This window comes from Nakamurella sp., from assembly GCF_048594475.1.
GTDB lineage: Bacteria > Actinomycetota > Actinomycetes > Mycobacteriales > Nakamurellaceae > Nakamurella.
Map to the genome: position 1 here is coordinate 1 of NZ_JBMDXT010000175.1, position 10,722 is coordinate 10,722.

At 74.3% G+C, this 10,722-nt stretch carries 11 protein-coding genes; 8 read left to right on the plus strand and 3 right to left on the minus strand.

Translation table 11 applies throughout. The annotated features are described in order from the left end of the window. A partial coding sequence (locus tag ACOJUF_RS08625; protein ID WP_420121450.1) for a MarR family winged helix-turn-helix transcriptional regulator occupies positions 1-288 on the minus strand: 288 nt, incomplete at its 3' end. A gap of 62 nt (positions 289-350) precedes the next feature. On the opposite strand from ACOJUF_RS08625, the gene ACOJUF_RS08630 reads away from it, so the two are divergent. From ACOJUF_RS08630 to ACOJUF_RS08640, 3 genes are read left to right on the plus strand one after another with little or no spacing between them, the layout of a single operon-like run. After that, on the plus strand, positions 351-1,562 hold the full coding sequence (locus ACOJUF_RS08630) for a chloride channel protein (RefSeq protein WP_420121451.1): 1,212 nt from the start codon (positions 351-353) through the stop codon (positions 1,560-1,562). Then, positions 1,559-1,732, plus strand: a complete 174-nt coding sequence (locus ACOJUF_RS08635; protein ID WP_420121452.1) for a hypothetical protein — start codon at positions 1,559-1,561, stop codon at positions 1,730-1,732. Before ACOJUF_RS08630 ends, ACOJUF_RS08635 begins: the two co-directional genes overlap by 4 nt. Positions 1,733-1,736: 4 nt before the next feature. Further along, positions 1,737-2,114 carry a VOC family protein gene (locus tag ACOJUF_RS08640; protein ID WP_420121453.1) on the plus strand — a complete coding sequence of 126 codons (378 nt, stop codon included), beginning with the start codon at positions 1,737-1,739 and terminating at the stop codon, positions 2,112-2,114. Between the two features lie 33 nt (positions 2,115-2,147). On the opposite strand, the gene ACOJUF_RS08645 is transcribed toward ACOJUF_RS08640, so the two are convergent. Further along, a complete protein-coding gene (locus ACOJUF_RS08645; protein ID WP_420121454.1) occupies positions 2,148-3,287 on the minus strand; it encodes an epoxide hydrolase family protein in 1,140 nt (379 codons plus the stop codon). Positions 3,288-3,358: 71 nt separating this feature from the next. On the opposite strand from ACOJUF_RS08645, the gene ACOJUF_RS08650 reads away from it, so the two are divergent. The 5 genes from ACOJUF_RS08650 to ACOJUF_RS08670 all read left to right on the plus strand — a co-directional run bounded on the left by ACOJUF_RS08650 (position 3,359) and on the right by ACOJUF_RS08670 (position 7,301). Beyond that, positions 3,359-4,357 (plus strand): helix-turn-helix transcriptional regulator, encoded by a 999-nt coding sequence (locus tag ACOJUF_RS08650; RefSeq protein ID WP_420121455.1) that lies wholly within the window; start codon positions 3,359-3,361, stop codon positions 4,355-4,357. A 123-nt stretch (positions 4,358-4,480) separates the two neighbouring features. Further along, positions 4,481-5,437, plus strand: a complete 957-nt coding sequence (locus tag ACOJUF_RS08655) for a DUF389 domain-containing protein (protein WP_420121456.1) — start codon at positions 4,481-4,483, stop codon at positions 5,435-5,437. A gap of 211 nt (positions 5,438-5,648) precedes the next feature. Next, entirely contained in the window at positions 5,649-6,389 is a 741-nt protein-coding gene (locus ACOJUF_RS08660; RefSeq protein WP_420121457.1) for a class I SAM-dependent DNA methyltransferase, read from the plus strand. A gap of 230 nt (positions 6,390-6,619) precedes the next feature. Then, on the plus strand, positions 6,620-7,129 hold the full coding sequence (locus tag ACOJUF_RS08665; RefSeq protein WP_420121458.1) for a DUF6325 family protein: 510 nt from the start codon (positions 6,620-6,622) through the stop codon (positions 7,127-7,129). 1 nt (position 7,130) lies between these two features. Then, positions 7,131-7,301 carry a hypothetical protein gene (locus ACOJUF_RS08670; protein WP_420121459.1) on the plus strand — a complete coding sequence of 57 codons (171 nt, stop codon included), beginning with the start codon at positions 7,131-7,133 and terminating at the stop codon, positions 7,299-7,301. Between the two features lie 221 nt (positions 7,302-7,522). Here the strand turns inward: ACOJUF_RS08670 and ACOJUF_RS08675 are convergent, their stop codons facing one another. After that, complete coding sequence (locus tag ACOJUF_RS08675) at positions 7,523-10,210, minus strand: LuxR C-terminal-related transcriptional regulator (RefSeq protein WP_420121460.1); 2,688 nt, start codon at positions 10,208-10,210, stop codon at positions 7,523-7,525. Between the last annotated feature and the right edge of the window lie 512 nt (positions 10,211-10,722).

Below are 10,722 nucleotides of genomic sequence, written 5' to 3' on the forward strand. Positions count from 1 at the left end.
CAGGGCGATCGACAGCTCGCGCCGGTCGGCCGGGTTCTCGGTGCGGGTCACCATCCCCAACCGCACCAGCTTGTCCACCTGCCGCTGGGCCGATGACGGATTCACCCCGAGCCGCTCGGCCATCCGCACGATCGTCGTGTCGCCGTGCTGCGAGAGGAGCACCAGGGTGCGGAACTGGGTGAGCGTCACGGTGCCCTCGACCGCGGCCAGGGAGGCCGCGGACACCCCGACCAGCGCGCGCGAGGCCGTCAGGAGGGCGGTGACCAGGTCGTCGGTCGCTCGCGTCATGCGGCCCAGTATGGCCGCGCCGGCGCTGACGTGCACAGGGCATCGATTGCATAATGCACTCCATGCCCGCTGCCCGGTCCGACCGCCTACGCCGCTGGTTGCGCGAATCCTGGGCCCAGATCCGCGAACCCGGTGACGTCGCCGAGCTGGCCCGGCTCGCCGTGCTGGCGACCGTCGTGGGCGCGGTCACCGGGGTGGCGGCCGCGAGCTTCCGGCTGCTGCTCGACGACGCCGCCCGGTTGCGCGACGAGCTCATCGCCTGGGGTCACCTGCGCTGGTGGGGCATCCTGCTCGTGCTGCTGGCCTGCGGCGCGGCCACGGCCCTCGCGGCGACCCTGGTCCACCGGGTGGACCCGCACGCGGAGGGCAGCGGCATCCCGCGGGTGGAGGCGGTGATCGAGGGCCCGACCGAGCCCGGATCGGCCCGCATCCTGCCGGTCAAGTACGTCGGCGGCCTGCTGTCGATCGGGGCGGGACTGGCCCTGGGCCGGGAGGGGCCGTGCGTCCAGATGGGCGGCAACACCGCGATCGTCGTCGCCCGGCTGTCCCGCTCGTCCCGCGACCACCTGCAGATCCTCGTCGCCGGCGGGGCCGCGGCCGGGCTGGCGACCGCCTTCAGCGCCCCGATCGCCGGCGGGGTGTTCGTGCTGGAGGAGCTCGTCAAGCGCTTCGAGCCGCGAACGACGCTGGCCACGCTGATCGCCACGGCCAGCGGTTTTGCCTCGGCCCACCTGCTGCTCGGCGATCTCGGGACCGAACTGGACACCATCGCGTTCCGCCCGCCGTCGTTCGGGCAGGCGGGCTGGGTGCTGGCGGTGGGCCTGCTGTGCGGGGTGCTCGGCGTCGGGTACAACGCGCTGGTGATGGGCGGCCTGCGGCTGGCCGACACGAGCCGGATCCCGGTCGAGGTCAGGGCCGCGGCAATCGGCATCGGCATCGGCGCGGTCGCCTGGTTCGCGCCGTGGCTGGTCGGGCCGGGCGGGAACCTCACCCAGTCGGCCCTGCTCGGGCAGGGCACCCTGGGTGTGGTGCTCGGCGTCCTGGTGGTCCGGGTGGTGCTCGGCGTCGTGTCGTACGCGGCGCTCACTCCGGGCGGCCTGTTCGCGCCCATGCTCGTGCTGGGCAGTCACCTCGGGCTGGCCGTCGGGATCGTCGCCGACCAGCTGGACCCGCACGCCCCGGAGGCGGCCGGTCTGGCCCTGATCGGCATGGCGGCGTTCTTCACCGCAGCGTCCGCGCGCCGGTCACCGGCATCGTCCTGGCCTCGGAGATGACCGGTTCCACCACCTTGCTGGCGCCGACCCTCGGCGCGTGCGCCGTGGCGATGGTGGTGGCGATGGCGATGCGCAGCGAACCGGTCTACGACCTGCTGACCACCCGGGCCGTGCGCAACGCCCGGGCCAATCGGCGCGCGGCCGGCGATCCGCCCGACGGCGTAGCGTGAGCCGATGGCCTGCCGAATCAGTGAACTGGTCCTGGAATGCCGCGATCCCGAAGCCCTGGCCCGGTTCTGGTGCGAGGTCCTCGATTTCGTCGTCCTCGACCGTGACCAGGGGGCCGTCGAGATCGGCTCGCGGGCCGGATACGCCGGCCCGCAACCAACGATCGTCTTCTCCCCCCATGACGATCCGCCCCCGGCCCAGGGACGGCTGCACATCGACGTCAACGCCACCGACCGCGACCAGGACGCCGAACTCGAGCGGCTGCTCGCGCTCGGCGCCCGGCCGGCCGACGTCGGGCAGACCGGCGACGAGTCCTGGCACGTGCTGGCCGACCCGGAGGGCAATCCGTTCTGCCTGCTCCGGGCGCGCATCGCGCCGGTCTGATCCGCCGCCGGTCCCCGGCGGTCCGGGCGCGGCTCAGCCGAAGAAGGCGCGCAGGTCGCCCACGACCAGATCGGGGACCTCCAGCGCGGCATAGTGGCCACCCCGGTCGAACTCCGACCAGTGCACGATCGCGGTGTTGTCGCGCTCGGCGAGCGGCCGGATCGTGCGGAAGTCGTCCTTGAACACGGCGACGCCGGTCCGCCCGTGATTGAGGCGCGGCGCCGCCCCCGCGTGGCTCTCGGCGAAGTGGTAGCGCACCGCGGTCGCCGACGTGTTCGTCAGCCAGTACAGCGAGACCTGGGTCAGCACCTGCTCGGGGGTGACCAGAGAAGTTCCGTTGCCGAAGTTCTCGAACAGCTCGTGGTAGGCCAGCTGCCCCACCGGGGAATCGGACAGGGCGGCGGCCACGGTCTGCGGGCGGGTGCCGTTCATCGCGTTGTAGCCACCCACCGACTGGAACCAGCCGAGGAACTCCAGGGCCGCGAAGTCGTCGGGGCCGAAGGCGTCCAGCTCGCCGTCGGCGCCGGACGGGAACGAGAACAGTTGCAGGACGTGCGCCCCGCGGAAGCCGGCCGGGTCCAGCACGGCGAGTTCACGCGCCACCATCGCCCCGGCGTCGCTGCCGTGGGCGCCGTAGGAGTCGTAGCCGAGCCGGCGCATCAGGGTGTCGTACGCGGCGGCGACGGCCGCCATGGTCCAGTCGCCGCCGCCCGGGGCCGGGTGCACCGGGGTGCTGAAGCCGAACCCGGGCATCGACGGCACGACCACGTGGAAGGCGTCCTGCGCCCGGCCCCCGTGCGCCACCGGATCGACCAATGGGCCGATCAGGTCCAGGAACTCCAGGAACGAGCCGGGATAGGTGTGCAGCAGCAGCAGCGCCCGGGCTCCCGGTTCCGCCGACCGAACGTGCACGACATGGATCGGCTGGCCGTCGATGTCGACCAGGAACTGGGGATACGCGTTGGCCCGCGCCTCGATTGCGCGCCAGTCGAAGTCGAGCCAGCGGGCGACCATGTCCCGCAGGTAGGACACCGGGGTGCCGTGGTCCCAGGAGTCGCCGGGGGCGGCGACCGGATAGCGGGTGGCGGTCAGCCGGGCGTGCAGGTCGTCGATGGCCGCCTGCGGGATCTCGATGCGGAACGGGCGGATCGGGGCGGGGGTGGGATCGGTCATGGGCGCTACGCTAGGAGCCATTCAGGACGGATTCGTTCCTGAATATCGGGCCAACTCCAGGGAGGCGACGGGTGCTGACCAGTTCGGCCCGCCTGCTCGCCCTGCTCGGGCTGATGCAGTCCCGCCGCCGGTGGTCCGGGCCCGAGCTGGCCGGCCGCCTGGGCGTCAGCGATCGCACGGTGCGCAAGGACATCGACCGGCTCCGGTCGCTCGGCTACCCGGTCGACGCGGCCCGCGGGCCGGGCGGGCACTACGAGCTGGGGGTCGGCGCGGCCCTGCCGCCGCTGCTGCTCGACGAGGACGAGGCGGTGGCGGTCGCGGTCGGCCTGCGGGCGGCGAGCGGCGTCACCGGGATCGAGGAGACCAGCGTCCGGGCGCTGGCCAAGCTCGAGGCCGTGCTGCCGCACCACCTGCGCCGCCAGGTCGCCGCGGTGCACGACGCGGTGGTCAAGGGGCCCGAGAACACCTCCTCCAACGTCCGTGACCCCCAGGTGGACGCCGGCCTGCTGCAAGAGCTGGCGGCCGCGATCCGGGACCGGGTCGAGGTGCGGTTCGACGACCACGCCGGGACCGGCCGGCCGGCGGATGCGCCACCGGATCCGCGGCAGGTCGAGCCGTACCGCCTGGTCTCCTGGCAACGCCGCTGGTACCTGGTCGCCCGGGACGCCCGCACCGGCACCTGGGCGCCGTACCGGGTCGACTGGATCGAGCTCAAGTCCCCGGGCGGGCGCCGCTTCTCGCCCGTTCCGTTCCCGGAGCAGGACTTCGGGTCCTTCGTGCTGCGGGAGGTGGCGGCCACCGGCTGGGCCGTGCACGCCCGGGTGCGGGTCGACGCCGCGGCCGAGGAGGTGCTTTCCCGGATCAATCCGACGGTCGGGGTCGTCGAACCGGTCGACGACGGGCACTGCGTGCTGGTCACCGGCGGGGACAGCGTCGAGGTCGTCGCCGTCTGGATCGGGATGCTGGGCCTGGACTTCCACGTCGACGGTCCGGCCGCCCTGGTCGAGGCCCTGCGGGTGCAGGCTCGCCGGTACGCCGCCGCGGTGCCCGGCGCTCCGCGCCCACGCTGACGTTCGGCGCCGATGTCCGGCGCTGAGGTCCGGCGCCGAGGTCCGGCGCCAGGTCCGGCGCCGAGGTCCGGCGCGGCCCCGTTGTCCGGGCCGCACCGCCGGCCATCGGCGAGACTGACCGCCATGCTGCAGTTGCGCATCCACGCCCCGGCGGACCTGTCCGGTGCCGTGCTCGACGTCCTGCGGGCCGATCCGGCGGTCAGCGCCATCGGTGCCGTGCCCGGCGGCTCGATCAAGCCGCCGGGTGATCTGGTGACCGCCGACGTCGCCCGGGAAGGCGCCAACGAGATCATCGACCGGTTGCGCCGGCTGGGCGTGCCGCGGGAGGGGGCCATCCACATCGACCCGGTGCCCACCTGGATCTCGCGGCCCGGGTACGACGCGGAACGGCGCACGCCCGGCACCAGCGCCGACGCCGTGGTGTGGGCCGACGTCGTTCAACGGTCGTACGACGACTCGGAGCTGAACTGGACGTTCCTGAGCTTCATGACCCTGGCCACGCTGCTGGCCGCCATCGCCATCGTGCTGGACTCGCAGGTGCTGGTGATCGGCGCGATGATCCTCGGCCCGGATTTCGGGCCGGTCGCCGCGCTCGGCGTGGCCCTGGTCCGGCGGCGGTGGTCCCTGTTCGGCCTGGCGACGAGGACCTTGGTGCTCGGCTTCCTGGTCGCCGTGGTGTCGGCGACCGTGCTGGCCCTGGTGGCCCGCTGGTGCGGCTGGATCACCGACTGGGACGTGATCCGGCCGCGGCCGGGCACCGGTTTCATCTACAGCCCGGACAAGTGGTCGTTCATCGTCGCGCTGATCGCCGCGGCCGCCGGGGTGCTGTCGGTGACGTCGGCCAAGCTGCACGGGCTGTCCGGGGTCTTCGTGTCGGTGACGACGATCCCCGCCGCGGGCAACATCGCCCTGGGCATCGCGCTCGGGGTCTGGCCCGAGGTCTGGGGGAGCGCGCTGCAGCTGGCCGTCAACCTGTCCGGGATGGCCGTCGCCGGCTGGCTGACACTGGCCATCCAGCAGTCGGTCTGGTCGCGATTGGCGATCCGCCGGCGCCGGGCGCGGGCGTTCCCGGACGCCTGACCGGCCGCCGCGCGCCGCACCACGGGTCTCATCCGGAACGGCGGATGTGCGGCGGACCGGGGCGACCCACACTGGGCCGGGTCCGGCCGGCCGGCCGGCTCCGGCGCCCGGCCCGGGCGGCGGGCGGGGCGGGTACCGAGGGCTCAGGAGGGAGCGCCCGCGTGGCGATGCGAACGGTTCGGCGGCGGCCCGGTGTGACGGGCGGGCGGCCATGACCGGCGGCGCCCCCTACCGGCGCTTCGCCGCGGTCTACGACGCCCTGCTCGGGGACCGGTCGTTCCCCGAGATGCGCCTGGCCTTCGACCGAATGTGTGACCGATACGCCGTTCACTTCGTCTCCGCCGCCGACATCGGTTGTGGCACGGGGACCTTCGTCGACTACCTGTGCCGGACGACGGACGGCCCGGTGTGGGGGGTCGACCTCTCGCCGCAGATGCTCGAGGTGGCGGCCGCGAAGAACGCCGGCAACCGGGCCCGGTTCCTGTGCCAGGACATGCGGCAGTTGCACCTGCCGCAGGCGGTCGACCTGATCACCTGCCAGTTCGAGGCCCTCAACTACCTGACCACGTCCGGCGATCTGCAGCTGACGCTCGGGGCATTCGCTCGATCCCTGACGATCGGTGGGGCGGCGATCTTCGACGTGACCACCGAACGGCTGCACGATGCCGCCGAGCACCAGCCGGTGGACCTGCACCGGTCGGCGACCGGGGCGGTGACCGTCCGCACCGCCTACGACGCCGGGTCGCGGACCCAGACCGCGCGGCTGGAGATGGCCGACACCCACGGCACCGCGGTCGAGATCCATCGCCAGCGCACGCATACCGTCGACGATGTCAGCGCCGCCGTCGTCGCGGCGGGCCTGCATCTGGTCGCCGTGCACGACCTCGACGAGTTCCTGCCGCCCGGTGGGGAACCCACCGGCAGCCGGCTGTTCCTGGCCCGCCGGAGCTGACCCCGCCCCGCCGGCCGCGGCGGACGCGCGACCGGGGGCGATCCGGACCCGCCCGGTCGCGCACCGCGGCCGACCGATCACCGCCCGGATCGGCCGGCCGCCGTTTCGGGGTGACGGCCGACCGGTTTCACCCCGATGGGGTGGTCTGCGACCTGCCGGTCCGGCGGCAGGATGGCCCTCGGATCGGGCCGGGCCGGCCGCGGCCCCGCTCGCTGAAGGAGGGCACCGCCATGACGCAATCCGTCGTCGACGAGCCGTCGATCGATGATGTCGGACCGGTCGACTACCTGGTCGTCGAGTTCCCCGGAAGTGAGTTCAAGGGAGAGATCCTGCCCGAGCTGGTCGATCTCGTGCAGCGCGGGATCGTCCGGGTGCTGGACCTGGTCGTCATCCGCAAGGAGGAGGACGGCAGCTACGAGGGCTTCGAGTTCGGCGATCCCGCGACCGGGCCGCTGGCCGAGGTGCTGGACCTGGAACGGCACCTCGCCGACCTGCTCAGCGAGGAGGACATCGTCGCGACCGCGGAGGCCCTGGCCCCCGGGTCCACCGCCGCCCTGTTGGTCTACGAGAACCTCTGGGCGGCACCGTTCGCGTCCGCGGTCCGCCGGGCCGGCGGGGTGCTCGTGGCCGACGGCCGCATTCCCGTCCAGGCGCTGGTCGCCGTCCTGGAGGACGAGGACACCGCCGACACCGCCGACACGGCCGACATCGCCGACACCGTCGAGGAAGAAGGAGCCTGACATGCTCGCCGCCCGTCGCATCGGCCGCCGCCCCGTTCTCGGGCCGGTCGGCCGCACCGCCGCTGCCGTCGGCACCACCGCCGTGGTCGCCCACGGCGTCGCCCGCCGGGTCGACCGGCGCGACGACCGCCGGGACGACCGCCGGGATCGTCGCGAGGACCGCCGCTTCTAGGGTCTCCTGGAGGCATTCTCCTGGAGGCATGCCGGCTCCCGCGTCGCCGAATTGCCTCCAGGACACGGTTCCCGTGCTCGATGGTGGCCGCGCGCTCGCCCGACGAGCCGCGAGGACCGCCGCGTCCACTCGACCGGCCTGGTCCGCCGGATGGCGCCGGGCCCGGCGACCCTCGCCCGGACGGGTCCGGTCCGGGTGCGCGAGCCGGCCCGCGCGGCCGGTCAGAGCAGGCTCAGGATGCGGGCCCGCTCCACCGCCTGCCGGCGGTTGCCGACCTCGAGCTTGCGGTAGATCGACCGCATGTGGGTCTTGACCGTGCTCACGGAGATGTGCAGGTCGGCGCCGATCTCGCCGGCCTTGAGCATGGTCGGCAGGTAGCGCAGGACCGTCAGCTCGCGCTCCGTCAGGTCCTCGACGGGTGCGGCGACCGGCCCGGCCCCGCCGGGGGCGAGCGCGGCGAAGGGGCTGATGAAGCTCCCGGAACGGTCGTCGGCCGGGCGGTACTGCCGCACGAGGTGCCCCAGCCGGTCGGCCAGCAGCAGGAACGGCCGGCGGATCGCTTCGGGGTGCGCGAGCTCGACCGCAGTGGCCAGATGGTTCGCCGCCGCGCCCGGCCGATGATGCCGGTCGGCGACCACGGCCAGCAGGAGCTGGGCGGTCACCATCGGTTCGCGATGCCGCCAGGGCAGTTCGACGAACGGACGCAGGATCTCCTCGACCCGGGCGAGCTGGTGCAACTCCAGATGGGCCCGGGCGAGCCAGACCCGCTGCCAGGCGGTGGCGAAGTTGTGCTCGTCACCGGGGTCGCCGAGGCGGTCGATCGCCTGCTCCGGGCGCCCGGCGGTGATCAGCGCCGCGGCCCCGGCCGCGGCCGCCCAGCGACGGACCGGGTCCGGGGGCGCAGGGGTGCGGGCCAGGCCGTCCTGGACCCGGGCGTCGGCGGCCAATGCCGCGGCGCCGTCCGCCCGCAGGACCGCCGCCTCGACCGAGCTGATCGCCAGGCCCAGCCGGACGAGCCGATCGGTCTGCCAGGTGCTGACCGCCAGCCCCCGGCCGAGGACCGCCGTCGCCTGGTCGGCCCTCCCTCGTGCGGTCAGCGTCATGCCCATCGCGAGCGACAGCCCGAGCACCTGGGCCTCGGAGGCCCAGCCCCGGCGATCGACCAGATCCAGACCCGGCCGGGCCTGCCGTTCGGCGCGGCCGTACCGGCCCACCATCGCGTCCAGGACGGACCGGTACGCCACGACACCCAGCCGGGGCAGCTCCATGTCCGGCTCGGTCAGGTGCCGTTCGGCGTCGGCGAGGGATTCCTCGGCGCCCGGCTCGTCGCCGGTCCACAGCTGCCCGACACCCAGGTTGGTGCTCGCCATCCCCTCGATGTGGCGGGCCAGGGGCAGGTGCGCGCGCGGGGTGTCCCGCACGGTGGCCCGGATGTCGCGGCACAGCCGGATGAGTCGCCCGCTGTCGCCGGTCATCCGGCAGTGGGCGATGTCGAACAGGTCGAGCAGCGCCGTGGCGGTCGACCGGAGGTCCGGCGGCGCGGTGTCCAGGTACTGCCGGGAGTCCAGGGTGTTGTGGTGCAGGGCGGTGAACTCCTGCCGTTGCAGGTGGACGATGTTGGCCGCGATCAGTTCGTACAGGCCCGGGTGGCTCGCCGACCGGCTGGCCATCGGCTCGACGGCCGCGGCCAGCGCCGACGCATCGGCCGACAGGATCCGGGGGGCGCAGGTCAGCAGCGTCCGGCCGGCATCCGCCCAGTCCTGGGCCCGGATCGCGTACCGGATCGATGCGATCGGCTCCCCCTGCTCGGCCAGCCAGGCCGCCACCCGGCGGTTCAGCCCGGGCACCAGCGCCGAACGCTCCAGCATGAGCCGGTGCCGCACCAGGTCCCGCAGCAGCGGGTGGTAGGCGACCCACCGGTTGGCGTCGTCCAGGGGAGTGACGAACGCGTTCGAGGCCACCAGCCGGTCGATCACCTGCTGGCCGTCGTCGCCGCCGGTGAGCCGGTCGGCCAGGTCGGCGCAGAGCCGGTCGACCACGCTGGTCCGCAGCAGGAACTCCCGATCGGCCGGGTCCAGCCGCTCGACGACCTCCTCCAGGAGGTACTCGGCGATGACCCGGTCGGTGCCGGTGAGCCGCTCGATGCTGCCCGCCAGATCGGTGCGGTCCAGCGACATCGCCGCGAGACGCAGGCCGGCCGGCCACCCGTCGGTCCGCCGGTACAGGTCCGCGAGCTGATCCGAAGCGAGCTCCAGCCCCTCCGCGGCCAGCAGGCGGGCGGCCTCGCCGGGGGTGAAGGCCAGGTGGCGGCCGCGGATCTCGGTCAGCCGGCCGGTGATCCGCAGCCGGTGCAGGGGGAGCACCGGATCGGCTCGGGTCATGATCACCAGCCGCAGCCGGCGTGGCCGGTGCTCCACCAGTGCGGCGACGGCGGCCAGCACGTCCGGACTGGTGATCAGGTGGAAGTCGTCCAGGATCAGCACCAACGGGCGGTCCAGAGCGTCGAACCGGTCGAGCATCAGGTCCACCTCGCGCGCGCCGAACACGGTCGCCGGGCTGATGTCGTCCAGGGCGCTGCCGGCGGGGACCGCGCCGCTGGAGCGGATCGCGGCCAGCACGTCGGACCAGAAGGTCTGTGCGGAGTTGTCACCTGGATCGACGGTCAGCCAGGCGAACGCGTGCGTCGCCCGGCGCTGGTCGACCCACGACGAGACGGCCATCGTCTTGCCGAAGCCGGGCCCGGCGCTGACCAGCGTCAGCGCCGAGCCGTGGGTCCGGTCCAGGTCCGCGTCCAGCCGGCGGCGTCGAACGGTCGCCGGCGCCGACGAGGGGCGGCGGATCCGCAGCATCGACGAGGCCGGGTGGACGGGATCGGCCGGCAGCGGAGCACTTTCGAGGCGGGCGGTCATGACCGGGGTCGACCTGTCCGCCGGGGGTGGAGGTGGGTGCGCGGCCGCGACACCGGATCCCGGGGCCCGCGCCGCTCGCCGTCGGACCGCGACATGCCTTCCTCCATTCCTGCCGGGCGGCGTCCGGGTGCGCCGATCGCGCTCGGGCCGTGGTGACGCCCGGGACGGCCGGGCGGGTGATGGGGCACCGCCAGCGGGCCGGGCACCGCGGGCCGGGACGGGTTCGTGCGGCGGGTGGTTGGATCGGCCCCGGTGGCGACATCGGTTCGTGGTCGGGCCATCTCGGCTGACCGGGTGGCCGGGGTGGCCGGGGCCGGGGGTCGAGCGGGGGGGGGGGGGGGGGGGGGGGGGGGCCCCCCCGCCGGGGGGCCCCCCCCCCGGGGCGGGCGGGGCCCGCGGCCCGGGCGGGGGTGCGGCGGGGGGGGGGGCGCCCCCCCCCCCCCCCCCCCCCCCCCCCTCGACCCCCGGCCCCGGCCACCCCGGCCACCCGGTCAGCCGAGATGGCCCGACCA